The sequence below is a fragment of the Granulibacter bethesdensis CGDNIH1 genome (assembly GCF_000014285.2).
In the GTDB taxonomy this organism is placed as follows: domain Bacteria; phylum Pseudomonadota; class Alphaproteobacteria; order Acetobacterales; family Acetobacteraceae; genus Granulibacter; species Granulibacter bethesdensis.
Genome location: NC_008343.2, coordinates 1,527,180 through 1,552,186 on the forward strand (window position 1 = coordinate 1,527,180; position 25,007 = coordinate 1,552,186).

Genomic DNA, 25,007 nt, shown 5'->3' on the forward strand with positions numbered 1-25,007 from the left:
GTCAGCCACCTGCCATGATGTTGACAGGACGCAGACCAACGCGCCGGGTGGCAAAATGCCAGCTGCTACGGTCCAGCGGAACGTCAGTCACGACCTCACCCTCCGGATCATCAGTAACAAGCAGGTGCGCCTTTACGGATTCCTTGCGCCAAAGAGGGGCTTTCAGATGTTCCAGCGCTGCCTCCGCAGAAACTGCTTCGACAATCTTCGCCCCCGTCGGTGCGGCAAGCGGACATGATTTCCGTCCGACATAGAGCGTGAAATGCGGTTCCAGCAGCGCCGCCACAATCCTCTCCAACCCTGCGCCCCGCACCGCAATTCCGTAAAACACGCTGGTCCGATAATCACGGTGGGTGATGGCCGTGTTGGTTCTGCCGCGCGCGTCCCTCAAGGCTTCCGGTCGGGAATTCGGGTTTTTCGCGGCAGCGGACGGAATTGTCTCGATGGTATGGTAATCGCGCAGGGGCGCACCGGCATCGAAGATCGCCACATCGATCGACAGGACATCAAGCGCAGAAAAATCTCCGTCCCGCTCGATCCCCAGCGCCGCGCCCATCAGCCCGATGATCGCCGATCGGGTAGGCCATATGAGAGAACCTCGCCGCTCATGTCCTGCGAGTTCACCCATCGAGCCAAGTGAGGCAGCCAGACCAAACACCAGAAAGGGCTGCTGCATCATGCCCCCCGTACGGTCGCGCCCACGAAGGCCGTGATCTCGTCCAACGTGCCGCCCTTGCCCACATGCAGCTTCTGTTCCGACGTCCAGACCTTGCCATAGGCGTCATCAATTTCCCGACGGGTCTTCTCCAGCGCCTCGACTGACTGTTCAAGCAGGCGCTCTCCCCTGACCGGCGAGAAGAAGGCACCGGACAAATCGCGGGGCGCCTGTGTTCCGGCCTCGGCCAGAATGTAGTGCGCAAGCGGGTGGTGGGCGAAACTGTTCTGCTTACCCTTCGGCGTTGTGCGGGCCAGCGCCGCCGCCAGCGCTTCGATCCCCTTCACCGCCAGTGCGCGGTCCCCGGCGAGATTGCTGATGAGCAGGTCACAGTTCACGCAGACATATTGATAATACACGCCGGATCCGAAAGAGGTCTCGCTAAGATGCGCTGCTCCCGTTTCCTCGCGCGTGTTGAGATCATCGACGGCGGAGAACCAGTCCTCCTCCGACTGCGCCATGTGTGTGGTGATGGCATGCGCCACCTGCACCGCCGCGTCGCGATTGTAATCAGACGAGCCCGCCAGCATTCGCCCGAACATGGCGATATCGACCGCGCCATCGGCCCGGCGCAGAACCATCTTTTTCAGTTCTTTTTCCGCTGGCACCTTTTCTCCGGCGGCAATTTTCCCGGCCAGTTCTTCCGCCAGCCTCCATTCTTCAGGTGAGATGAAGGCGAGTGTCGTACCAATGCGGTTTTTTGACTCCTTGCTGGACGCTTCCAGCTTGCCGAAAATCGCCGCGACCTGATCGGCGGCGCTGCGGGCCTTCCCCTCGCTTACGCCGTTCCTGATGAGATGCTCGACAAGGTTCTGATACAGCCGTTTGGTGCGTTTCCCCTCATGATCAGCAAGGTCGAGGGCGAAAAAGGTGCTCTCACGCAGGGCGCGCTTGATGGATTGGGACGACATCCGCAGGCGCGGCACCCCCCCGACAATTGCCTGTTTTGGGCGCCCCTGATCATCACGATTGGGATTGGAAGGACCGTAGGTCGTCAGAAGGTGGAATTGCAGAAAAGTCGTCATCAGACAGTTTCCTTCATATCATCCTTGGGCGCATCGGCATGAAAATAGCCAAAGCACCAATTTGTGCGTGTTTTGTCGTTCCAGTACCAGAGGTCGCGCGCCAGAGCCCCGACATTGCAGCGCCGGTCGGCCATCACGATGGCGCGGCGCATCAGGTCCGTCAGATTTTCACCTTCCGCACGGATGAGTTTTTCAAAACGTCCGCGTGAAAGAACCGGCTCTTTTCCGCCCAGACGATGCGCAAGCGGTGCGGCATCGTCCTCCCTTACTTCAGCAAGAAGACATGCCAGACGGACGAGCTTTTCCGTCTCTCTTTCTCCTCCCGATACGCAGAGTGCCTGTGCAAGCTGATGCACGGCCGGCTCGCAGAGGGCTTTGATCGGGTCGGCCCGACGCAGGCGTGCAGACAGTGCGCGGGCGGCGGTATTCGTGCCCCGTGGTTTAAGATATTCCGCCCACCATTCGAAGGCGATGGTGCCCTTTTCCTCTCTGCTCATGCGGCTTTCCTTTTTCCTGTTTTCGGCAGCGGAAGACCAAGCGCTCCGAAAATCTCGCCACCCTCTTTTCCGTAGCCTGCAAGCACCAACCCCAGATATCGTCGGCCCTCTGTGATACGCCCGATTGCTTTCACATCCCGCTGATTCAAGCCGGGAAGCGCCTTTGCATCGAACTGTCCGAGTGCTTGCCGGCGAAGATCAGCCAGCCAGGCCTCCGCCGGGTCTTCGCCACGCTCGATCGCCTGAACATGAGTGAGGAATTTCGTTTCAGTCTGACGGAAAAACTCCTCCCGCTCGGCTTCCCGCGCTTCGCCCCCAGCAAGAACAGGCGTAAGCGCATTACGCAGGGCCACCGCTACGGCATCAGCCGCCTGAATCAGATCCACAATCCTGTATTCCGCTTCCGCGGGTATTGCTGACAACCGGCGCTGACGTGAAAGAATGAAGTCACGGGGCTTCATGTTATCCATCGACCAGCCAGCGACGAGGATGGAGCCTCCACCAATTCTGTCCTCCCGCAGGCACAATGCCAGTTCGGAGAGATCGCTCCCTTTTTCCTTGACCACCACACCAAGCCAGTTGCGATAGCCGAAATGTCCGGCGCGAGGGTGTTTCGGCAGCCATTCCTCGCCGGATTTCTTTCGATAATAGGGGCTGAGTGGATGTTTCCAGAGCGCATAATCCGTGCCCCCTGGTTTTTGGATCACGCCGGTTACCGCTCCCTCATTGTGCGTGAGACGCAGCCTGCGGGGCATTCCAAAAAACGCCTCTGCTCCGAAAAGCTCACCGTCCGGCGGAAGAGTCTGCTGTCCGGTGTGGGAAACACGGGTCGGCCGCATCCAGGGCAGAGTTTCCATTTTCGCGGAATGTCCGCACGACACATTCACCCAGACCAGATCCCACAGCATCCGCTCCGGATCGACCAGCGTGACCATTGGTCCACCACCGCGCATCGAGGTAAAATTTCCTGCACCGCCCGCTGGGGCATAAGACTGAAATGTGTAAAGCGCCATTGCCGCAATTGGAAAATCGAGACGGTCATACCGGCTGCGATGCACCATGACATCCGCATTTTTGCGCGCTGTTTCTACTGCGGCGCTGTCGATGAACAGCATATCGACAGAACTGGCTTTACCCGTGAAAGGCTCCAGATCCTGAAGGAAACGCGGCCCATCACCGACAAGGTTGAACGCCGGAGCGTAGGGTGCCAGCTTTTCTTGCAACCGTTGTGGGTCGGGATCGCGTCGTGCCTCCCAGTCCTCCCCGTCAACAGGAGGATCAGCGAGAAAAACCAGCCCGATCAGAAGTTCAAGGCAGGCTATATTGAGGTCAGGACGCGGCCAGTCGGGCTGCACCACATCCGGTTCCGCCATCTGCCATGGTGCAATGACCCGCCGCGATCCATCCGCGCAGAGAACAGGAATCCATTGATCGTCAATGAGATTGAGAGACACGCAATGATCTCCGATTGCTGCGCCAGGTACGAAAATGTGTTCGAAGCAGCAATGTGACAAAGATACTTCGTCGAAATTGCAAGAACCTCGGGAACCGTATCATTGTGACACACATAGAATGTGTGGCTTATACAGATATTTTATTACTTCCAACCAACATTTTACTTGGTTGGAACAAGACGGGATTTATATATTCAGCGGTTCTGATGGAGATCTTCTGTCAGGACTGTTTTCGCCATAAACCCTAACAAATTAGGTTTCAAATCCTATCTAACCTAAACATTTAAATTTTGCTCATTGCATATCCCCGCTTAGGCGGGGAACAAGTCTGCCCCACGAACAGCTCTAACCCAAACATGGACCATCTTCGTTTTTATACAGAAACAAACACAAGACCGCACTCCTCGTCATAATTCAAGCCTTCACAGATGCTGCCATCTTCATCAACAGGGCACAGCCTGATTTGCGCGCGCTTCCACTCTGGCCAGTCTTTGGTGATCTTCATGATCTCCGGCGACGATTGATCGGGGAGTGGCAAGGCATCCAGCTTCTTACGGTGGGCAGAGACGTCGGAAAGCGCCCAGGCATCCTCGCCTTCTCCTTCCGCCCACGGGACCAGACCAGTCCTCGTCCGACGGGCCAGGCGCAGGACACGCACCTCTTCTCCCAGTCGGGTGGGATAGTTTACATCGTCATCGCCACGGCCTGCCTTGCGATAGCCATCCGTGAACTTCACGATATTATGCCAGGCCAGCCCCCTGTCGGCGCTGTCTTTGCCGTATTTATCCTGTTCCGCCTTTAGAAGAGCCTCCGGTACCGGCTCTGTATCCGTTCCATAGACTGCTTCAATCAGCGCGCGCTGACGGTCTGGCGTCCCGATCTGTCCTTGTGTGAACAAGACGCGTGCGCTCCGCCAGACATCGGCAAGCGCGTACACCCACGCGCCTTTTCCCAGCGTACCGTGCAGCCATCGTTCATCCTCAACCAGCGAGGGGTCCGGTGAGAGAACATACAGCACCGGCCCCGCAACCGGACGAACCGAGACCGGCCGGATATCCATATGTCGCCACAGACGCCCTGCCCGCTGGATCAGCGCCGCGATGGGCGCGATGTCGGACACCATCACGTCAAAATCCAGATCGAGTGAAGACTCCAGAACCTGTGTTCCCACAAGGACGAAGCCTGCCCTGCCCTTCCCGTTTTTCCCGACCGTTGCCAGAATCTCTGCCTCGATCCGTTTGCGATCACACAAGGCGAAGCGAGCGTGAATAAGCCGGGCCTCCACACCTGCGGCACGAAGAGCCTCGACAGCCTCGATTGCGTCATCCACCGCATTACGCACCCACACGCAGGCCGCACCCTGCGCAGCCATCCCCGTCAGAAGCGTAACCGCATCAGCTGCCGTATCGAGTCTTTCAACCTTCACCGGCCCTTTCACCGGATAGTCTTCTGCCGGGAACTGCGTGATGGCCTCCCCTCCCGCAATAGTCAGGGCCGGATAGGCGGGATTGTCGGACGCCCCATCATAGGTCGCCAGCAACTTGCTGCGGAGGCTCATAGGCAACGTCGCCGTCAGAAGAATTGCGGACCCACCCGCAGCCCTGTGCATTTTCAAAAGGGCCGTGAGTTCTTCTGCGATATATGCCTCTCCCATTTCATGGACTTCATCGACAAGGAGAATCTTCGATGACAGGCCATAAATGCGTAATGTCTGAAACCGAACCGGCAGCACGGACAGCAATGCCTGATCGATCGTTCCTATTCCGACATCGGCCAGCAATGCGCGTCGGTTGCCCTCCGCCAGCCAATCCGAGGAGGTAATCTCTCCCGGTCCGCCGGTTCTGCTTCTCTGCACGAGCTCGCGAAATGGCACCGATAGCCCGGCACGTCCATGCGCCAATGTTACAGAAGGATTGTCGAACATGCGTCCGACAATGCGCGAAGCGCGGTCAAACATTGCATCGGTCGTCGCCATTGTTGGCAGAGCATCAAACAAACCGCGTCCCTTCCCTGCCTGGCAGAAACGATGCACAAGGATAAGCGCCGCTTCCGTCTTGCCCGTCCCGGTTCCATCCTCCACAATCGCCAGTGTCGGCCCATCTGGCAGAGCGATGGTTGAGCAAGCCACCTGCATGGGGCGCAGCACGAAATCGAACAGTTTTCCTTGCCGCACCATGGTGCCAGCGATTCCCGCCTCGACGACGGCGCGGGCTGCAATGGCACGGGTCTGTTGCAGATAAGCGGCGAGGCTGTCCGCCTCCGTCTTTGGCGGGAACCATCCCAAATTGGACCCGACCCAGTCGGCTGCCGCGCAGAAGCCTGCCAGCCACCAGGAGAGCGTTGTAGCCTCGGCCAGTGTCAGCCCTTCGAGCGAGGCTTCCGGCCACAGATCAAAGAATACGTCCATCAGCCTCGCAGCCGGTTCACGACCTTCCCCAACGCATTTCAATGCCCTGACGAGTTCTCGTGGCAAACGCGCTTCTGGTGGAAGAGCACCGAGCATATGCTCCGACGGGCGTCCATGATGTCCGGCTATGGCTGCGTAGAGCATTTTCCGCACCAGCGGTGTTCCGCCAAGACGGGCTGCTATCCGCGCATCTTCAACATAGAACAGGACTTCGCTGAGTTCCCAGTGACGGAACCCCGGTTGCGCCACACCTTCGCGGAGCATGGCGCGGAAGCTCTCACTGATCTTGCCGATATCATGGAGCGCCGTCATTACAACCAGCGCATCGCGAAGGGGACGTGCCACGCCGAATGGCTCAATCAGCCTTTCCGCCACCGCAGCAACATCAAGCATATGAAAGGCTGCCGGATGTTCAGGACCATCCGGAGTGACCGAGCTTTTACCCGGCCAGTTTTTCCACTGCATTACGCAGCTCCATCAACGTAACTGTCCGGAGATGTTTAATCTCATGGATAGGTAAAAATTACGGCAATATAAAAGACACAGGATTAAAAGGTGCTTCGGCAATCCTGGAGCATGCACCACCCTACACTTCTCAGGAAGAGGCGGACCAAAGGTGCGTTGATATAATAGTTGCTACGCTCTGAACGGTGCTTGGAAAGTAGACCTTTCTCCGAAAGCTGATTGGCATATTTACCCACCGTCTGACGCGCTATGCCCAAGTCGGACTGAACAGACTCGATTTTCGTATAGGGATGCCGGAACAGGTGTTCAGCAGCGTCTTGCAGTAAGTCTTTTACAGTTCTGTCCGCATCGGCCGCTTCATGGTGGCCATCTGCGCCCACATGCTCTCGATTAAAAGGACTATTCCCGCGCACGCGGGGGAACCGCAGCTATCCCACGCGCTTCATCAACAGATCCAGGACTATCCCCGCGCACGCGGGGGAACCGCGGCCGAGACGATGGAAACCGGGCGCAACTCGGGACTATCCCCGCGCACGCGGGGGAACCTTGACGCGACAAATTTTGCTCGTGCAGCCGGGGGGACTATCCCCGCGCACGCGGGGGAACCTTGCTATAGTTTATAGGGAGCGCGCGGGACGCTGGACTATCCCCGCGCACGCGGGGGAACCCCGCCGTGTCAGGCGTGTCACACGGACAGAGGAGGACTATCCCCGCGCACGCGGGGGAACCGCGGGCGCTGCGGTCACAAAAGCGACCGCGCTGGGACTATCCCCGCGCACGCGGGGGAACCCAGCGCGTCTCTCACGCCGCGCGGTGCATGGCAGGACTATCCCCGCGCACGCGGGGGAACCTGACTGAGGGCCGCGCAGGCCGAGACGTTTTAGGGACTATCCCCGCGCACGCGGGGGAACCTGTCAGAGGCGTAGACCCCGGCAGTATCCCGGGGGACTATCCCCGCGCACGCGGGGGAACCTCTAGGGCTGATATTATTGATTTCAAAGAACAATCCCTATTTTCCACATTTTGAGAAAAATGCAAGCCGGCTTTTTCAGCGCCGGTAAGGAAGGGGGAGAAGCAAAGCAAGCGGCACCTTGATCAACCCCTGCTCCCCCGTAACAATGACCATGGTGGAAGGGGCAAAATCCGCAAACATCTCCCGGCATGCACCGCAAGGGGAGACAACGGCAATATCCTGATCGGGTTCATCCTGTTTGGGATGACGGACGGCAACCACCGTTTCGATGTCAGCCGCCCCTTCCAGCTTGGCCCGGCCCAGTGCAATCGCTTCTGCGCAAATCTGCAAACGCCCCACCGTCGCGCCAAGATGAAGGCCGGTCCATATACGGCCATTGGCATCCCGCAAAGCAGCTGCCACCGTATGCCATAATGGGCGATAATGCTGCCGCATGACCGCCCTCGCCACCTCAACCAGTTCAACGTCAGCCCGGTCCAGCGGGCACGCTGCGGCATCAAGTCGTAACCTCGATGCCAGCCGCGTTTTTTCCTGTCTGTTACTCAGCCGTTTCCGCCTCCTCAGCGTCCGGTGTGGTGATCATGGCGTTCTGCACGGTGCCAGACTGCTCCCTGATCCGGTTCTCGATCGCATTGGCGATCTCCGGATGGTCACGCAAAAACTGCTTCGCGTTTTCCCGCCCTTGCCCGATGCGCTGGCTGTCATAGCTGTACCATGCACCGGATTTCTCTACCACATTGGCCTTGACGCCAAGATCTATCAACTCGCCGACCTTGCTGATGCCTTCACCATAGATGATATCGAACTCCACCTGTCGGAAAGGCGGTGCCAGTTTGTTTTTCACCACTTTCACACGGGTCTGGTTGCCGATGACTTCTTCCTTGTCCTTCAGCTGCCCGATACGACGAATGTCGAACCGCACCGACGCATAGAATTTCAGCGCGTTACCACCCGTCGTCGTTTCCGGGCTGCCGAACATCACACCGATTTTCATCCGGATCTGATTGAGGAAAATCAGTGTTGTATTGCTGCGATTCACGGAGCCAGTCAGCTTGCGCAAAGCCTGACTCATCAGACGGGCATGCAGACCGACATGACTGTCACCCATTTCACCTTCAAGCTCGGCCCGCGGCACCAGAGCCGCAACACTATCCACCACCAGCACGTCGATCGCACCAGAGCGCACCAGCGTATCTGCAATTTCCAGTGCCTGTTCGCCGGCATCCGGCTGGCTGATCAGCAGATTATCAACGTCAACACCAAGCTTGCGGGCATAAATAGGGTCGAGCGCATGTTCCGCATCGACAAAAGCACATGTACCGCCACGCTTCTGCGCCTCCGCCACTGTATGCAGGGCGAGCGTAGTCTTTCCTGAGCTTTCAGGGCCATAAATCTCCACGATCCGTCCGCGTGGCATGCCCCCGATTCCAAGCGCGAGATCAAGCCCGAGCGAACCACTGGGAATCACCTCAATCTGCTCGGCGACATTGCGCGCGCCCATGCGCATGATCGAGCCTTTTCCGAAAGACCGTTCGATCTGTGCCAATGCGGCATCAAGCGCTTTATTCTTTTCCATACCCGGACATGTCCTCATGCATAGCCGCGCCCAGCGGCCGATTCACGCAGCGTCTTCAATCAGTTTAGCCCTGCAGGAAGCGCATCGAAAGACGCAGCCATTCCCCTTTATGTTCATAATATGTTCTAGTCATATGCCAATTGCAAGCCGTAACCCCAGCCCTTTCCATGATGCTGCCGGCACGGTTACAGATCAGGATTCTTTTCTCCGCCGCGTAAAAATATCATGGCCGCCACCCTGTCAGCGGGACCATTTTTTCTTGCAGTGAGGGGAATAGCACTCTATTGACCGCCGCCTTGGCCCAAGGGGACGATTCAGTCCAACCGGCCGTCTACTGGTAGGAAGGAGAATGCGATGAACGCACTCAACCCGCTGGGGATGGTCTCGGAAAATCCGAGCGAAAACCAGAACGTGACTGAAGCCGCCGCCCAGGCCAATACGCAGGTTTCTGCGGCCGAAACGGAAGAGCGCAAAGATTATTTCGTGGAGCGGGACGGCATGAAGTTTGCCGGCACGCATCTTCTGGTCGATCTTTGGGGCGCGACCAATCTCGACGATCCCGGCATGATCGATGTAACCCTGCGTGAAGCTGCGGTAACAGCCGGTGCAACCATTCTGCACAGCCATTTCCATCATTTCACACCGAATGGTGGCGTTTCTGGCGTGGTGGTGCTGGCGGAAAGCCACATCTCCATCCACACTTGGCCGGAGCGTAACTTCGCAGCTGTCGACATCTTCATGTGTGGCGCCTGTGACCCGCATAAATCCATTCCTGTCCTGCGCGCCACATTCCAGCCGGAGCGCATAGATCTGGATGAGCAGCGTCGCGGACGCGTCGTCTGAGAAATGTAACCTGACACCTTTATGGTGTCATCGTTACGCGCTATTTCATCCGGCGCACTGCACGACAAAAAAGGCGATCCAGAGGGCAACCTCCGGATCGCCTGATTTTTGGAGAACGCTTCATGTCTGATCAAACCACCTCCTCTACTGGCACCTGGATCGCTGAAACGCTGTATTCTGACTGGGGGCAGCAATTCCGCGTCGGCAAGGAGCTGGCCCGCGTTAAATCAGACTTTCAGGACATTGTGGTGTTCGAGAGCAATTCTCATGGTCGCGTCCTGCTGCTGGACGGTGTGGTGCAAATCACTGAAGCCGATGAATTCGTCTATCAGGAAATGCTGACCCATGTGCCGCTGATCGCCCATGGCGCGGCCAAAAACGTGCTGATCATCGGCGCTGGTGACGGCGGTGTGCTGCGCCGTGTGCTGGAACACAAAACCGTCGAACGCGCCGTCATGGTCGAAATTGACGGCGAAGTCATCCGTCTCAGCCGCGAGTTCATGCCGGGCATCAGTGGCAATGCCTGGAACGATCCACGGGCCGAGGTCATCGTTGGTGACGGCATCGATTATGTAAAAAAAGCCGCTGATGGCAGCTTCGATGTCATCATCGTCGACAGCACCGATCCGATCGGCGTGGGCGAAGTGCTGTTTACGGATGATTTCTATCAGAATGCAGCCCGTATCCTGACCGCCCGCGGTCTGATCGTGAACCAGTGCGGCGTGCCCTTCATGCAGGCTGATGAATTGCGTGAAACCAGCCTGCGTCGCCGCAACTTCTTCCCCCGCGTGGGTGCCTATGTCGCAGCCGTTCCGACCTATGTCGGCGGTTTCATGACTTTGGGCTTCGCGACCAAGGATGCTGATTTTACACAGGCCGATCTGGAAACAGTGCGTGCCCGTGCCCAGGCGGCAGGGATCGCCAACACACGCTATTGGACGCCGGAAGTGCATGTCGGCAGCTTCTATCTGCCGCCCTACATTGCCGAGCAGCTGCCTGCCTGATGATGCCGATACCGGGGGCGGAGGATACAAATCCGCCACCGGACCAGCTGATAAAGGGACGAAAAGGCCGCTCCTGGAAAGGACGGCCTTTTCTGATCAGCACACATCACCCGTCAAGACGGGTAAAATGTGTGATCAATCGTCGCGGTGAACTCGCTCCATGCGCTCATGCCGTTCCTGAGCTTCGAGCGACAGGGTGGCAATGGGACGGGCTTCCAGACGTTTCAGCCCGATCGGCTCGCCGGTTTCCTCGCAATAACCGTAGGTACCGCTCTCGATCCGCTGCATCGCCTGATCAATCTTGGAGATCAGCTTTCTGGCCCGGTCCCGGGTGCGCAGCTCAAGCGCACGATCCGTCTCCACACTGGCACGATCGGTAATATCGGCCTCATGGATGCCGCCTTCGGAAAGGCTCGCCAGTGTATCGTCGGCTTCCCGGAGCAGATCGGCCCGCCAGCGTAACAATTTCTGTCGAAAATACTCAACATGAAGCGGGTTCATGAATTCTTCGGCCTCGGAAGGCCTGTAGTCCGGTGGAAGCGTCACCATCATTTCGCTGCATCCCTGCGTGGCGATTCGGCGGGCTTATACAGGGGGTTTACTCTCTCAACAAGAGCACCCCGATTGCCCCCTCCTTTTCACGCTTGAGAAACATTGCTGCCATATCAGAGTCGCTATGGTGGCGATGTTGTGTTTCATCTCGAACCAACTCATCTGTATCCTGAGACGGCGGCGAGCTTCTCCGTTTCCCAAAATCTGAGAATTCCGGTTTTCTGACCTGGATATCGCCGCCGTCGCCCCCTCCGCCTCCCCCATCCGCCATTGAGTATCTGCCTTATCCGACTCGTCGACTGGCAGACGCGGTCGCTGGAAAGCAGACCCGGGAGGGATATATAGTATTTCGATGCATATCTTTTTTATTCAGCCAGCAGCCACCGATCCAACCGCCGGCGGACATCGCTACAACCGTGAACTGATAGAAGCCCTTCACCAAAAAGGGCATTCAGTGACTGATATCACCCTGAAGGCCCGCTTTGCCCATGATGCCAAGGCGGCAGAAGAAGAAGCCGGACAGGTCTTTTCCACCCTGATGGCATCGTCCGGTCAGAACAGCCGCATCGTGATTGATGGCATGTCCCTGCCCGCTTTTCATCATCTCCCTCCCTCTGACCTGCGTTGCCTGACGCCACTGATCCATCATCCCGGTGCAGCTGGTCAGCGCGGCGATTGTTCTGGGCCTGACATGAATGTCCAACAGGCGGAACAGACGGTTCTGTCAGCCGTATCCCATGTCGTGGTGACACTTGAGCAGACACGCGGCCGCCTGATCAGGGAATACGGAGTGGCCGATGCGCAGATCAGCGTCGTGGAAAGCGGCTTTGCCGCCTATGCCCCGGCGCCCGGCACACGCAACCGGGATAACAGCAGCCCCTGCGAAATTCTTTCTGTCGGCACGCTCGTCAAACGGAAAGGATATGATGTCCTGCTGAAAGCCCTTGCGCGACTGACCGATCTCTCCTGGCAGCTGACTATTGCAGGCAACACCCAGCGCGATCCGGCCTATGTGGACGTGATCCGCGAACAGGCGGAGCAGGCAGGTCTTTCCTCCCGCGTGAGGCTGCTCTCCTGCCCCGGACATGGGGCTTTGCAGACATTATGGGATGCTGCTGATCTTTACGCTCAGGCGTCATGGTGGGATGGACCGCTCTCGGCAGCCCTGCAATCGCTGCGGCGCGGTATTCCGCTGGCCATCACAGCCTCGCAAGAGGCAGCGATGAAGCTACCGCTGAATGCAGGTGCCCTTTGTGCCCCTGGTGATTACGAAACATTGTCCAAAGTGCTACGGCGCCTGATCTTCGATGATTCACTCAGAAAATCTTACGCCACAGCCGCCTGGAATTTCGGCAGCGGACTGCCGGGCTGGGATATGCAGGCACAGGCCTTTATCCATGCGCTGCCGCCGACGGGCTTTTGATTGAACCCATTCCTCTCAATGTAAAAAGGGCGCCTGCAAAAGGCGCCCTTTTCATCTGCGATCCGGATTAATCAGGACCGGTGAGATCGCTCAGTTCAGCGTCTCGGGATCAGAGGTTTCGAGAACATCCAGCAGATCGCTGTCCTTCTTCGAATCCTCGGCGGGTCTGGACGGCTTACGACCGCGACGCGGCTTGACCGCTGGGGTATCCTTGCCCTGCGTTGCCGGAGCTTCTGCACTACGGCTCCTGCGTGGAGCGCGACGCACCGGAGTGAGCAGTTCGTCCTGAGTTTCCTCAACAACTGAAGCCGCACGCGTACGGCGCGGCTTCACCGCGCTGGTGACCTTACGGGCTGTAACGCGCGGAGTGCGGGTCGTCGCCTTCGTCGCACGCGTGGCCGGTGCTTTTACGGTACGCGGCTTGCGGGTCACCGCACGGGTGCTTGCCGTCTTTGCCGTACGGGCCGGTGTCGCAGCGCGGCGCGTAGCTGCCGGGGTACGGGCGGCAGTCGCACGGGGTTTGGTTGCACGGGTCGCTGGTGCCTTCACCGCACGCGTTGCAGTCCGCGTGGTGGTTGCACGCGTTGACGTCGCCCTCTTCGCGACAGGGGCTTTTTTCACGGCAGAGGTGGTGCGGGTTGTCTTGGCGCGCGTGGTTTTCGCACGCGCTGACGTGGCGCGTGGCGTGACAGCACGTGCCTTTTTAGTTGACGCCACCGTACGGCGGCTGGCCGTTGCGGTTTTGGCAGCAGGCTTGCGCGCGGTGGCACGGGTTGCTGTCGTTCTGGTGGCGGTAATGCGCTTTGTGGCGGGTGTGCGCTTGGTGGCTGCGGCCCGCTTTGTTGTGGTGTTGGCTGTTGTCGCCCGGGTTGCAGGCTTACGTGTCGTCGCAGCCGTCTTACGTGTCGTCGCAGCCGTCTTACGTGTCGTTGTCTTGCTGGTCGCCGCACGGGTCGCCTTGACCGGCGTGGCCCGGGTTGCCTTTTTCCGGACAGATGCAGCCCCGGTCCTGGTGGAAGCTGCTGTGGAAGCTGCTCTTGTAGACGGTTTTTTGGAGGTGGCTTTGGTCGCGGTCTTTGTCGCCGTCTTTTTGGCAGCCGTGCTCCGCGTCGCTGTTTTGGCAGCTCCCCTCTTGGGGGCGGCGGTAACCGCAGCCGTGCTCCGGCGTGCGGTCGTGCTGCGTCGCGTCGTTACAGCCGCACTGCTACGGCGGGTTGTCGAACGCACGGCCATAGGTTGGGCGCGTGGCGTTCCATTATGATCGTTATCATTACTCACTTGAGGAACTCCCCTTTCGGCCGAACCACTGGCCGGAAAAATCATGCTGATCATGTAGTCTTATACGCGTATCGAACCCGGAGGCCGGGGAAACTCAAGCTGTGCTGATAAAGCCCCTCTTCGTCAGCCAAGCCTGCTGCATTCCAGTTGTGTGTAAGGCTTAGGTGCAGCGTATAAAGCGCCTTTCCAACCTGCTTTGCCTTTTCTGCCTCTTACCGTTTCCCATGCTGACCGGCTTTCATGACAGATCGATCAAAAACGACGGTATCATCTGAGATAACATTTTTCTTCTTGAAGTGCCCTGCCCTGTCCCGGCAGCCGCCAGAACCAACGCAAGACAGGCTCGACAGCAAGTTTCGATTCGGATGAATCGCTCTTCAAGCGCTTCTCTTCGCTCTTTCGAACCGATCCTGTCAATAAAAACAACTGGCAGCCAGTTCAGTTCCGCAATATGCAAAGAGGCTTTTCTTTTTTCGGTTTGCTTTTTTGCAGTCTTTAGAAAAGAAAATCTGATTTAGCCCTTTTCTTGCAGATAAAATTCTTTCATGCATGGCCCATACAGTAGCAACCCCGGCATAACAGCAACCTGCCAGCCGATATGCGAAGAGTTGTATGCTCTGTCCTTTCATGCGCGATTTCATCCAAAATCAATCTGGACTAAAAGAAGCGCATGAGCGCAAAGCAGGACGACACGCAACCGATACAGGCCGCCTCCAAAAGACTGCTGAAAGTCATTCTGGAGGGAGAAGCCCTGACCAGACTCTCGCCTTTACAGGAGATGGACCGCGCTCAGGCTGTCGCCGATCTGGAAGCCGAAAACGTGTTTTCACTTGAACGCCCGCTCCCCGGTATGACACCCGTCAGTGAACAAGGTCCCTATGTGCTTCATCTGTCCATTCAGGAAGGACGCCTGATCTTCGATATCCGTCGACAGGATGATACCTTTCTGACCGTGCTGGCCCTTGCACTGGGACCGTTCCGCAGGCTCATCAAGGATTATCATCTGCTGGTCGACAGCTATGTAAAGGCTGTGCAGGAGGCAAGGGAAGCGCGAATTCAGGCGATTGATATGGGACGTCGCGGCCTGCACAATGAGGGGGCCGAACTGATGCGACACCGCCTGAATGGCAAGATTTCAATCGACTTTGAAACGGCCCGCCGATTATTCACATTGGTATGCGTGCTGCATCAGCGCATCTGAAGAATAGAGTAATGCGTTAACCCCGCAGCACGCCGCGCTACGCTGCACCGATCACGGCCCTGTATTTCGAGGAACCACACATGAAGATTGATGGCACGCCTTACCGCAGCGTGTGGGTGGATGATGATGGATGGAGCGTCCGTATTATTGATCAGACCAAACTACCCTGGAGCGTCGATCTGCTTCGGCTGTCACGGCTGGATCAGGTTGCTCACGCGATCCGGTCCATGCAGGTGCGGGGCGCACCACTGATTGGAGCCGTGGCTGCATACGGGTTGTGCCTTGCACTGCGCGACAATGCCACCACTGATGCGATGGAGCGCGCTGCGGTCCTGCTGGCGGAAACACGCCCCACCGCCGTCAACCTGCGCTGGGCCATTGATCGTATGCTGGCCCGGCTGCGCACAACCTCGGAAGCCGATCGCGTCGCCATCGCCTATGATGAGGCCGCCGCCATTGCCGATGAAGATGCAGCCCAGAACGAGGCCATCGGCAGGCATGGTCTGGAACTGATCCGCGACCGTGTCCGTCCCGGACAACCCGTCAACATCCTGACCCACTGCAATGCCGGCTGGCTTGCCACTGTCGATTGGGGAACCGCTCTCGCCCCCATCTACATGGCGCATGAGGAAGGCATCGACGTGCATGTATGGGTCGATGAAACCCGCCCCCGTAATCAGGGAGCGCTGCTGACCGCTTTTGAACTCGGCAAACACGGTGTTCCATACACACTGATCTGCGATAATGCCGGCGGCCATCTGATGCAGCATGGCAAGGTTGATCTGTGCATCACCGGCGCAGACCGTGTCACCCGTAACGGCGATGCCGCCAACAAGATCGGCACGTATCTGAAGGCGCTGGCGGCAAAAGATAATGGCATACCCTTCTGGGTGGCACTCCCTTCTTCCACGCTTGACTGGTCGATCCGCGATGGCGTGAAGGAAATTGAGATCGAGGAACGTTCCGCTACCGAGGTCACGACCATGAGCGGTCGCGCCATGGATGGCAGTGTCATGACCGTACGCATTACGCCGAAAGACAGCCCGGCCGCCAACCCCGCTTTCGATGTCACTCCGGCCCGGCTGCTGAGCGGATTGATCACCGAACGAGGGCGCTGTGAAGCATCCGAAGAAGGGTTGCTCAGCCTGTATCCGGACTATCGCATCTGATGCGCGCCTCGGTCGGAGCCGCCTCTGTAGCGTGTCTCCTGATGCTGACAGCCTGCTCCTCCTCCAGATCGAGCTCTGGTGGAGGAGCAGGTTCATCGGCGACAGGGGCCTATACTGCCGCCAATGAGGCGCATATACCCGATTTCGCACGCATGCATTTCGCTCCGTTCAACCGTGCCGATGCCATTGGTCTGGCTTCAGCAGAATGGCGTGCATTCGGCAGTGAAGTTCATGATGAACCGCCAGGCGAGAATCCTGATATGCCGCCCATGCTGCGACCGGACCGGCAGCCCGGATTATGGGAGAAAGTCGGACTGTTCTGGTGGCTCGGGCAGGATGCCGATACCACCGAAAGTCTCTGGTCGGGGGCCTATACCAGCACAGGGACGCCACTGCCCGACAAGGATATTCATCCCTGGTCAGCCGCCTTTATTTCCTATGTCATGCGTATCGCAGGGGCAGGTGCACGGTTTCCGTATTCTGCCTCTCATTCCACCTATATCAATATCGCCAAACAGATGGCGACCGGCGCGCAGAGCGGCTACGCCGTGATTGCCGAACGTCCGGGAGAATACGCACCGGTTCCCGGCGATCTGATCTGCACAGGGCGCGGCAAGGCAGAGCGTCTGACTTATGATTCTCTCCCGACTGGCGGCTTCCCCAGCCATTGCGACATCATTGTCGCTGCCCGTCCCGGAGAACTCTCTGTCATCGGCGGGAATGTCGCCTATTCCGTGTCCATGAAACACGTGCCGACCACACCATCCGGCATGATCGCCACACCGGACGGGCAGTCGGTTGACCCACGTTATCCATGGTTCGTCGTACTGCGCGTAACCTATGATCAATAAAGCCTGATCAGCGGACGGGGCTCCCTCCCCGCCTGTTTTCACATTAACGCTGCTGCCAGGGCAGACCTTCAGCTTTCCATCCGGCGGCAACGCCACGATGGCCATTTGCATCGACGGGGCCTTCAAATCCTTCCGCTATATTATACACATGCTCGTAACCGGCCTCCCGTGCAGCAATGGCAGCCGCCATGCTCCGGGCACCACTGCGGCAGAGAAAATAGATGTGATGTTCCGGCGTCAGCCCGGCCTGACGCAACTCATCGACGAAACGCGGATTCACCTGCATCTGCGGATAGACCTGCCAGTTGATCAGAGCCGGTTTCTGCTGGACAGAGGAAAGATCGGGGATGCCGACAAACACCCATTCCACATCCGTACGCACATCCACCAGACGTGCTTCGGGGTCGGTTTTCAGGGCCGACCAGGCATCGACCACCGGGACATTATCCACCATGACTATCTTCTCCATTCCGATAACTCCCGATCATCATCGGGAATTAACCTGATATGCGTCGTATCGCGATGCTTTTTGCCCGCTCTTTCTATAGATATGAATCCGCTGTTGTAAGAGGTGTCCAGCATAGGGCCAAAAAATGAGCCTTATGAAGGAACACCCCGTTTCAGGAGAGTTTCGCTGATGAGCACACGCTCTACCTTTGCCGCCCCACCCGTTGCTACGTCGATGCTTCAGGCCATCGGCAATACGCCGCTGATTCGTCTGAACAGGGCATCAGACGCTACCGGCTGTGAAATCCTCGGCAAGGCTGAGTTCATGAATCCCGGTGGTTCCGTCAAGGATCGTGCGGCTCTGGCCATTATTCTCGATGCGGAAAAGCGCGGCCTGCTGACGCCCGGTCAGGATGGAATCATCGTCGAGGGAACGGCCGGCAATACCGGCATTGGTCTCACTCTGGTCGGGCAGGCGCGTGGCTATCGCAGTGTCATTGTGATGCCGGAAACGCAGAGTCAGGAGAAAATCGACTATCTGCGCATGATCGGGGCCGATCTTCGGCTGGTTCCGGCCAAGCCTTTCCGTGATCCCGGCAATTATGTGCATGTTTCCCGTCGTCTGGCCGAAGAAAACGGCTGGGTCTGGGCCAATCAATTCGACAATCTGGCAAACCGGGAAGGCCATCGTGAAACCACGGGCCGCGAGATCTGGGAACAGACGGGTGGCAAGGTGGATGCTTTCACCTGCTCTTGCGGCACAGGGGGAACGCTGGCCGGTGTCGCCCTTGCGCTCAAGGCCTTCAACCCGGCTATCCGTATCACACTGGCCGATCCTCATGGCAGCGGGTTGTATGGCTGGGTGAACTCCAACGATCTCTCGGTCGAAGGCAGTTCTGTCACCGAAGGAATCGGCCAGTCTCGTGTCACCGCCAATCTGGAAGGCGTGCAGATCGACGATGCCGTCCGCATCAGCGATACCGACGCCTTGCGACAGGTTTATGATCTGCTGCGGGAGGAAGGGTTGTCCATCGGCGGCTCTGCCGGCCTGAATGTCGCCGCCGCGATCGAGGTCGCGAAACGGCTCGGGCCGGGACACACCATTGTCACGATTCTTTGCGATGGCGGCGCACGCTATCAGTCGAAACTGTTCAACCCGGCTTTCCTGACGGAAAAGAACCTGCCGGTGCCGGAATGGCTTGCGGCATAATAACCCGCTTTTAAGACTGAAAAACAGGCTGACCCAAAAACCGCCCGGCAAGTTTTCCTGCCGGGCGGTTTTATATTGTTTCAGGGCTGGGCCGGTTTCGGCGGGTTTACCTTGAGGCCGGGCGCAGGCGGCAGCTCCGTATGCTTCATGACCATTGTGCGCAGGCTGGCATCACCCGGATCCTGCAACTTCAGCGTCTCACCATCTGCCGATGGGACGAAGGTAAATTCATCGTCCAGCTTGTCGGCATGAAGCTGGTACGCCCCGTTTTCCAGCGTCCACGGTCCCAGACTATGGGTGACATGATCCGCTGCCCTGTCATTCTCATCGCCTTTGTAAATCTGTTCCAGACGATACCAGGCCGGGCTGCCATCAGTGTGACGCATCAAGGTCAATACAAAGGTCTGCGTTTTGCAGACGGCGGTACAGGCGGTCGTGCCACTCCAGCGACCCATCGGCTCAACCGGCAGCGGCTTTCCGTCCGGGCCTTTTTTATTCAGCAATAACGGCGGCGGCGGAGCATTCCGATGCTCCTGAATTTTCACATAAGCAAATCCAGCGCCCAGAATCACCAGAGGAGGAACGGCAATACGCAATACACGCCGCCAGTCGATTTTGATCGTCATGAAACACATAGCCTCGATAAACAGGGCCTCGATAAACGCGGAAAGCGCGCCTGCCTGACTGCTTACCAAGCACAGGGCATGGCGTCACGCCCTGCCACCTCTCCTCCGCTCCTCCTTTATGCGTATAGATCGGCTTCCACGGCGATGGCCGATGCGCTACGCCTTAACCCGATTTCCGACAAGCGGAGCGAAGCCATGGCCGAGACACCTACACATAGTGACCGTAACCTTGCACTGGAACTGGTGCGTGTTACGGAAGCGGCCGGACTGGCCGCCTCCCGCTGGATGGGGCGGGGCGACAAGAACGCCGCTGATGGTGCAGCGGTCGAGGGCATGCGCAAGGCTTTCGACTCTGTTGCAATCAACGGCACCGTGGTCATCGGCGAAGGAGAAATGGACGAAGCGCCGATGCTGTATATCGGCGAGACCGTCGGTGCTGGCGGCCCGGCCATGGATATCGCGGTCGATCCGCTGGAAGGCACCACGCTGACCGCCAAAGGCGGCCCCAATGCCATGGCGGTGCTGGCGCTGGCCGAGGCTGGCAATTTTCTGCATGCCCCCGACATCTATATGGACAAGATCGCGGTCGGCCCGGGCCTGCCGGACGGGGTGGTTGATCTCGATAACTCTGTCGAAAGCAACCTGCGCAATCTGGCGAAAGCCAAGAAAATGGAGCTGTCCGATCTGGTCGTCTGCGTGCTGGATCGCGACCGGCACAAGGAAATCGTCGCCAAGGCACGTGAAGTTGGCAGCCGCATCATGATGATCAGCGATGGCGACGTATTCGGTGCCATGGCTGCTGCCATGCCTGATACCGGCATCGACATTTATCTCGGCTCCGGTGGTGCACCGGAAGGCGTTCTGGCAGCAGCCGCGCTCCGTTGTATCGGGGGCCAGATGCAGGGGCGTCTGATGTATGAATCGCAGGAGCAGGAAGACCGCGCCCGCGCCATGGGTATCACCGATCCACGTCGCAAATACAGCGCCGAGGAAATGGCAAAGGGCGATGTCATGTTCGCCGCCACCGGTGTCACCGGCGGTCCGATGCTGCGTGGCGTGCGTATGTTCGCTGCCGGAGCGTATACGCATTCCGTGGTGATGCGCAGCAAGTCCGGCACCATTCGCTATGTCGAGGCCTATCACAACTTCAATACCAAGACGTGGTAATACTCTGACCGTGGTCTCATCCTCCGTTCTGCGCGCGGAAGCCTCCACCACTGTTACGGACGCTGTTCTTGGGGTGGAGCGGAGCCTGACCGGTCGTGCGTGGTACTGGCGCATGCCCGCAGGGGCCGATATTGCAGCCATAGAGCGGCTTGGGCTGGCCATTTCGCAGCGGCACGGGGTGAGCGATCTGCTGGGTCGTCTGATCGCGACACGCGGCATCGGGATCGATCAGGCCGATACATTCCTGCAACCGACCCTGCGCGCCCTGATGCCTGATCCTTCCGTTCTGGCCGGCATGGATCAGGCTGCTGCCCGCATTGCCGCCGCCATCACGGCAAGGGAGACCATCGCCATTTTCGGCGATTACGATGTGGATGGCGCCTGCGGCACAACGCTGATGCTGACCGTGTTGCGCGCCTGCGGCTGTCCGGTGCTGTATCACATCCCTGACCGGCTGAGGGAGGGATATGGCCCGAACGCCCCTGCCCTGCTGTCTCTGGCCGAGCGTGGGGCCAGTCTGATTATCTGCGTCGATTGCGGCACCGCGGCCCAGACGGCGCTGTCAGCCGTGTCTGGCCGAGCCGATATTCTGGTGCTGGATCACCACAAAAGCGACACGCTGCCCCCTGCGGCTCTGGCCACCGTCAATCCGAACGGGCCTGATGATCGCTCCGGCCTGACCATGCTGTGTGCCACCGGCGTGGCGTTGCTGACCTGTGTAGCCACTTTTCGCCAGCTTCGGCTTAATGGCTGGCAGGGGCATGAAGGGCCCCCTCCCGATCTGCTGGAAATGCTGGATCTGGTGGCGTTGGCGACCGTGTGTGACGTCATGCCGCTGACCGGGATCAACCGCGCCTTCGTCACGCAGGGCCTGAAGGTTATGGATCGCCGCAACCGTATCGGGATTGCCGCCCTGCTGGAGGTGGCGCAGATGACCGGGCGGGTGACTGCCAGCACCTGCGGCTTCGTGCTGGGACCACGCATCAACGCAGCCGGGCGGATCGACAGCGCGGATATGGGTGTTCGGCTGCTGACCGCAACAGACCCGATCGCTGCCAGAGACATTGCCCAGGCGCTCGATTCCGTGAACGGGCGGCGTCAGACCGTGGAATCCTCCATCCTTGATGCAGCGGTCAGGGAGGCAGAAGCACGGATCGAAGCAGGGGATGCCGCCATCGTCATTGGTGGCGAGGATTGGCATCCGGGCGTTGTCGGCATCATTGCCGGAAGATTGCGGGAGCGGTTCAATCGTCCAGCCTGTGTTGCGGGTTCGGCTGACGGACTGCTCAAGGGATCAGGACGCTCCGTTCCCGGAATTGATCTGGGCGCTGCCATCATCGCTGCCCATCAGCACGGCCTGCTGCGCAGCGGTGGTGGCCATGCCATGGCGGCCGGGTTCGCACTCCCCCCTGAAAGCATGCCCGCTTTCCGCACCTTTATGAATGAGCGTCTGGCCGCAGCGGCCTTGCTGCCCAAAGCCGCCGATCTGGCGCTTGATGCCAGCCTGGGTGCCGGGGCTGTCACTGTGGCCATGGCCGAGGAACTCGCCCAACTGGCACCGTTTGGAAACGGGAATGATGAACCGCTGCTTGTCCTGCCCCGACTGCGATGCCGCAGAGCTGAGCGGATCGGGCGGGACGGCGGCACGATTCGTGCCTTTCTGGAGAGCGAATCCGGTTACACCATCAAGGCGCTGCTGTTCCGTGCCAAGCCAGAGGATATGGCTGCACCAATTGCCGATATCCTGTTGAATCGTGAATTACGCCCACTTCATCTGGCCGGTTATCTGCGTGCCGAAACCTGGAACGGCACGACAAGCGCAAACTTTTGCATTTCTGATGCTGCGCTGGCTTGACCGCCCGCTCAGCCTCGGGTAACCACCCGCCACGCCACCGCTTCCGGCCAGACCATCGGCCCGGTGAGACAGTGTCCCGTTCGTCTAGAGGCCTAGGACACCGCCCTTTCACGGCGGTAACAGGGGTTCGAATCCCCTACGGGACGCCATTCAAATCATTGAATATTTTGTTTTCTCCACATATGGCTCAGATGCTCCATAGACCATCTAAAGGGCTAAAGTGCGGGTTGCCGGGAATAACTCCGCCGGTTTCTTAAAGTGATCAATTGCCCAAGCATCAACAGATTGAGCAGAAGAACAGCCACTGGCTGATCGGGCGGCCCTTGATTCTGGAAACATTATGAAAAAAACTTCTGCTGACCGCCCGACCATCCGCCGTTTGATGCGTTAGTGGAAAAATTCCGTTTTCCGCTTCCAAGGGCAGTCTTCCCATGAACTCAGCCTGGCTCTATCCCCTGATTCTCATTGCGGGCGCATTACAGGCCTGGGGGCCGCCGATGAACGGTGCCCTGCGGGTTTCGCTGATCAATCCATGGCTGGCGAGCATTGTCTCCTTCCTGCCGATTCTTGCCGCCCTTCTGGTGCTTTGGCTGTGTATGCCGAGGCCCATGCCAACCGTGGAAGGCATTGCCGCCATGCCATGGTGGGCACCTTTGGGTGGGCTGATCGGTGCCTTCGCCGTCGTGGCCGGGCTGATGTTCGTGGACAAGGTAGGGGCTGGAACTTTTGCAGGCCTGACCATCACTGCCAATATTTTGATGTCGCTCGCCATTGACCATTTCGGTCTGCTGCATGTGACTCCGCATACAATGTCACCGCTGCGGATGCTGGGAGCAGTCCTGATGGTCTCCGGAATTGCCCTGATCGCCAGATTTTAAAGAGAAATTCTCTCCGCTTACAAATTCTGCTTACACAAAATACTTTGATGCCGGATGTTTCATCACAAAACGCTTGAAATATTTCTCTGTCGAAAAATGATATCCCTGCTGCAACGTATCAAAGCTGATGGGCCTGAGCAGGGAGTATCCATTGATGCATGTGCCACGTATTCACTGGCTGCTGGATCGTATCCTGACCCGGATCGTCCGGAGCGGACATCTGGAAGTCCGCTTTTCTGACGGAGAAATCCGTCAATACGGGGCCGGTTCTTCTCCCTCGGCCTCTATGGTGCTCCGTTCTCCTCAGGCGGAAAGGCGTCTGACCCTCAATCCCATGCTGGCTATGGGCGAGCTTTACATGGAAGGTGAACTGGAGACGCCGGGATGCACGATTTATGATCTGCTGGATGTGCTGACGCGTGACTGTCTGAATACCGGACAGCCCTGGATCATAAGGCTGTTTAACATGCTACGCCAGGCACGAAAGCGGTTGGATCAGTTTAACCCCGCTGGACGTTCGCGACGCAATGTCGCCCATCATTACGATCTGGACGGGCGGCTTTACGCACATTTTCTGGATCATGACAGGCAATATTCCTGCGCCTATTTCCCCACCGGGCAGGAAACGCTGGAAGAGGCGCAGCGCCTCAAAAAACGGCATATTGCCGCCAAGTTGAAGCTGGATCGCCCTGATCTGGATGTTCTGGAAATCGGGTCTGGCTGGGGCGGTATGGCCCTGCATCTGGCCCGTAACCATGGTGCGCGCGTGACCGGACTCACCCTTTCTACCGAACAGTTGAACCTTTCGCGTCAGCGCGCGGCAGAAGCAGGGCTGAGTGATCGTGTCCGCTTCGAACTCATGGATTACCGCGCATGGCGACAGCCGGCCGACCGCATCGTTTCAGTCGGTATGTTCGAACATGTCGGCATTGGCCACTACCAGACATTTTTTGAGACTGTACGGGACAGGCTCAGACCGGATGGTATCGCCCTGATTCACGCAATCGGTCGCGCCGAGGGTCCGGGCGCCACCAATCCATGGATCGCAAAATACATTTTTCCCGGCGGATATTCTCCGGCCCTGTCGGAAGTTCTGCCTGCGGTGGAAAAATCCGGGCTATGGACGACCGATATTGAAATCCTGAGGCTTCATTACGCACTGACCCTCTCGCACTGGCGTCAGCGTTTTCAGGAGGCGAGGCCGACTATTACCTCGCTGTATGACGAGCGTTTCTCACGGATGTTCGAGTTTTATCTGGCCGGATGCGAACTTGCTTTCAGAAATATGGGGCATATTGTCTGGCAATTGCAGGTCTCGAAATCCCTGACCGCCCTTCCGCTGACACGCGATTATATGTTCGAGGCGGAACGGCAAGCAGAAGGGTGAAGGC

25 protein-coding genes, 1 tRNA gene and 1 CRISPR repeat array are annotated in these 25,007 nt (G+C 58.3%); of the genes, 13 read left to right on the forward strand and 13 right to left on the reverse strand.

What is annotated here, in order from left to right:
• Position 1: 1 nt before the first annotated feature.
• The 8 genes from cas5e to recA all read right to left on the reverse strand — a co-directional run bounded on the left by cas5e (position 2) and on the right by recA (position 9,112).
• On the reverse strand, positions 2–679 hold the full coding sequence (gene cas5e, locus GBCGDNIH1_RS19405) for a type I-E CRISPR-associated protein Cas5/CasD (RefSeq protein WP_011632080.1): 678 nt from the start codon (positions 677–679) through the stop codon (positions 2–4).
• Positions 676–1,740, reverse strand: coding sequence for a type I-E CRISPR-associated protein Cas7/Cse4/CasC (cas7e, locus tag GBCGDNIH1_RS19410; RefSeq protein WP_011632081.1), 1,065 nt, complete (start codon positions 1,738–1,740; stop codon positions 676–678). Before cas7e ends, cas5e begins: the two co-directional genes overlap by 4 nt.
• Positions 1,740–2,237, reverse strand: a complete 498-nt coding sequence (gene casB / locus GBCGDNIH1_RS19415; RefSeq protein ID WP_011632082.1) for a type I-E CRISPR-associated protein Cse2/CasB — start codon at positions 2,235–2,237, stop codon at positions 1,740–1,742. Before casB ends, cas7e begins: the two co-directional genes overlap by 1 nt.
• A complete protein-coding gene (gene casA / locus GBCGDNIH1_RS19420; RefSeq protein ID WP_050748430.1) occupies positions 2,234–3,691 on the reverse strand; it encodes a type I-E CRISPR-associated protein Cse1/CasA in 1,458 nt (485 codons plus the stop codon). Before casA ends, casB begins: the two co-directional genes overlap by 4 nt.
• A 373-nt stretch (positions 3,692–4,064) precedes the next feature.
• Positions 4,065–6,563 (reverse strand): CRISPR-associated helicase/endonuclease Cas3, encoded by a 2,499-nt coding sequence (locus GBCGDNIH1_RS19425; RefSeq protein ID WP_011632084.1) that lies wholly within the window; start codon positions 6,561–6,563, stop codon positions 4,065–4,067.
• A gap of 83 nt (positions 6,564–6,646) precedes the next feature.
• On the reverse strand, positions 6,647–6,943 hold the full coding sequence (locus GBCGDNIH1_RS25140) for a hypothetical protein (protein WP_072563928.1): 297 nt from the start codon (positions 6,941–6,943) through the stop codon (positions 6,647–6,649).
• Between the two features lie 16 nt (positions 6,944–6,959).
• A CRISPR array of direct repeats spans positions 6,960–7,536; the repeat unit is 28 nt; unit sequence GGACTATCCCCGCGCACGCGGGGGAACC.
• A 75-nt stretch (positions 7,537–7,611) separates the two neighbouring features.
• The gene (locus tag GBCGDNIH1_RS19435; protein ID WP_332455266.1) at positions 7,612–8,100 is read right to left on the reverse strand and encodes a cytidine deaminase; all 489 of its coding nucleotides are present in this window, start codon (positions 8,098–8,100) and stop codon (positions 7,612–7,614) included.
• A complete protein-coding gene (gene recA, locus GBCGDNIH1_RS19440; protein WP_025286782.1) occupies positions 8,075–9,112 on the reverse strand; it encodes a recombinase RecA in 1,038 nt (345 codons plus the stop codon). The genes GBCGDNIH1_RS19435 and recA overlap by 26 nt, the downstream gene beginning before the upstream one ends.
• Positions 9,113–9,466: 354 nt before the next feature.
• On the opposite strand from recA, the gene speD reads away from it, so the two are divergent.
• Both speD and speE read left to right on the forward strand, forming a co-directional pair.
• A complete protein-coding gene (speD, locus tag GBCGDNIH1_RS19445) occupies positions 9,467–9,955 on the forward strand; it encodes an adenosylmethionine decarboxylase (RefSeq protein ID WP_011632087.1) in 489 nt (162 codons plus the stop codon).
• A gap of 122 nt (positions 9,956–10,077) precedes the next feature.
• Positions 10,078–10,959, forward strand: a complete 882-nt coding sequence (speE, locus tag GBCGDNIH1_RS19450; RefSeq protein ID WP_011632088.1) for a polyamine aminopropyltransferase — start codon at positions 10,078–10,080, stop codon at positions 10,957–10,959.
• A 135-nt stretch (positions 10,960–11,094) separates the two neighbouring features.
• On the opposite strand, the gene dksA is transcribed toward speE, so the two are convergent.
• The gene (dksA, locus tag GBCGDNIH1_RS19455) at positions 11,095–11,508 is read right to left on the reverse strand and encodes an RNA polymerase-binding protein DksA (protein ID WP_025286783.1); all 414 of its coding nucleotides are present in this window, start codon (positions 11,506–11,508) and stop codon (positions 11,095–11,097) included.
• Between the two features lie 457 nt (positions 11,509–11,965).
• Here dksA and GBCGDNIH1_RS19465 point away from each other — a divergent pair, with 457 nt between their 5' ends.
• Positions 11,966–12,934 (forward strand): glycosyltransferase family 4 protein, encoded by a 969-nt coding sequence (locus GBCGDNIH1_RS19465; protein WP_157692811.1) that lies wholly within the window; start codon positions 11,966–11,968, stop codon positions 12,932–12,934.
• A 90-nt stretch (positions 12,935–13,024) separates the two neighbouring features.
• Here the strand turns inward: GBCGDNIH1_RS19465 and GBCGDNIH1_RS19470 are convergent, their stop codons facing one another.
• Complete coding sequence (locus tag GBCGDNIH1_RS19470; protein ID WP_125918897.1) at positions 13,025–13,267, reverse strand: hypothetical protein; 243 nt, start codon at positions 13,265–13,267, stop codon at positions 13,025–13,027.
• 7 nt (positions 13,268–13,274) lie between these two features.
• Here GBCGDNIH1_RS19470 and GBCGDNIH1_RS19475 point away from each other — a divergent pair, with 7 nt between their 5' ends.
• The gene (locus tag GBCGDNIH1_RS19475) at positions 13,275–14,195 is read left to right on the forward strand and encodes a hypothetical protein (protein ID WP_011632092.1); all 921 of its coding nucleotides are present in this window, start codon (positions 13,275–13,277) and stop codon (positions 14,193–14,195) included.
• Between the two features lie 430 nt (positions 14,196–14,625).
• On the opposite strand, the gene GBCGDNIH1_RS24790 is transcribed toward GBCGDNIH1_RS19475, so the two are convergent.
• A complete protein-coding gene (locus GBCGDNIH1_RS24790) occupies positions 14,626–14,841 on the reverse strand; it encodes a hypothetical protein (protein WP_125911005.1) in 216 nt (71 codons plus the stop codon).
• Positions 14,842–14,882: 41 nt separating this feature from the next.
• On the opposite strand from GBCGDNIH1_RS24790, the gene GBCGDNIH1_RS19480 reads away from it, so the two are divergent.
• From GBCGDNIH1_RS19480 to GBCGDNIH1_RS19490, 3 genes are all read left to right on the forward strand, one after another.
• Complete coding sequence (locus tag GBCGDNIH1_RS19480; RefSeq protein ID WP_011632095.1) at positions 14,883–15,413, forward strand: UPF0262 family protein; 531 nt, start codon at positions 14,883–14,885, stop codon at positions 15,411–15,413.
• A gap of 80 nt (positions 15,414–15,493) precedes the next feature.
• A complete protein-coding gene (gene mtnA, locus GBCGDNIH1_RS19485; protein ID WP_011632096.1) occupies positions 15,494–16,582 on the forward strand; it encodes an S-methyl-5-thioribose-1-phosphate isomerase in 1,089 nt (362 codons plus the stop codon).
• Positions 16,582–17,433 carry a DUF2272 domain-containing protein gene (locus tag GBCGDNIH1_RS19490; protein WP_011632097.1) on the forward strand — a complete coding sequence of 284 codons (852 nt, stop codon included), beginning with the start codon at positions 16,582–16,584 and terminating at the stop codon, positions 17,431–17,433. The genes mtnA and GBCGDNIH1_RS19490 overlap by 1 nt, the downstream gene beginning before the upstream one ends.
• Positions 17,434–17,476: 43 nt before the next feature.
• Here GBCGDNIH1_RS19490 and GBCGDNIH1_RS19495 read toward each other — a convergent pair whose 3' ends face one another.
• Entirely contained in the window at positions 17,477–17,887 is a 411-nt protein-coding gene (locus tag GBCGDNIH1_RS19495) for a rhodanese-like domain-containing protein (protein WP_025318887.1), read from the reverse strand.
• A gap of 183 nt (positions 17,888–18,070) precedes the next feature.
• Between GBCGDNIH1_RS19495 and GBCGDNIH1_RS19500 the strand changes: the two genes are divergently transcribed.
• Positions 18,071–19,090 (forward strand): cysteine synthase A, encoded by a 1,020-nt coding sequence (locus GBCGDNIH1_RS19500; protein WP_043452841.1) that lies wholly within the window; start codon positions 18,071–18,073, stop codon positions 19,088–19,090.
• Between the two features lie 80 nt (positions 19,091–19,170).
• On the opposite strand, the gene GBCGDNIH1_RS19505 is transcribed toward GBCGDNIH1_RS19500, so the two are convergent.
• Positions 19,171–19,716: a hypothetical protein gene (locus tag GBCGDNIH1_RS19505; protein WP_025286791.1), complete on the reverse strand. Its 546-nt coding sequence runs from the start codon at positions 19,714–19,716 to the stop codon at positions 19,171–19,173.
• A gap of 195 nt (positions 19,717–19,911) precedes the next feature.
• On the opposite strand from GBCGDNIH1_RS19505, the gene glpX reads away from it, so the two are divergent.
• The 5 genes from glpX (at position 19,912) to GBCGDNIH1_RS19530 (ending at position 25,003) form a co-directional block, all read left to right on the forward strand.
• Positions 19,912–20,883, forward strand: coding sequence for a class II fructose-bisphosphatase (gene glpX, locus GBCGDNIH1_RS19510; RefSeq protein WP_025286792.1), 972 nt, complete (start codon positions 19,912–19,914; stop codon positions 20,881–20,883).
• Positions 20,843–22,738 (forward strand): single-stranded-DNA-specific exonuclease RecJ, encoded by a 1,896-nt coding sequence (recJ, locus tag GBCGDNIH1_RS19515; protein ID WP_043452843.1) that lies wholly within the window; start codon positions 20,843–20,845, stop codon positions 22,736–22,738. The genes glpX and recJ overlap by 41 nt, the downstream gene beginning before the upstream one ends.
• A gap of 73 nt (positions 22,739–22,811) precedes the next feature.
• A tRNA-Glu gene (locus GBCGDNIH1_RS19520) sits at positions 22,812–22,887 on the forward strand.
• A gap of 282 nt (positions 22,888–23,169) precedes the next feature.
• On the forward strand, positions 23,170–23,616 hold the full coding sequence (locus GBCGDNIH1_RS19525) for a DMT family transporter (protein ID WP_011632104.1): 447 nt from the start codon (positions 23,170–23,172) through the stop codon (positions 23,614–23,616).
• A 169-nt stretch (positions 23,617–23,785) separates the two neighbouring features.
• Entirely contained in the window at positions 23,786–25,003 is a 1,218-nt protein-coding gene (locus GBCGDNIH1_RS19530; RefSeq protein WP_095206553.1) for an SAM-dependent methyltransferase, read from the forward strand.
• Positions 25,004–25,007 lie beyond the last annotated feature (4 nt).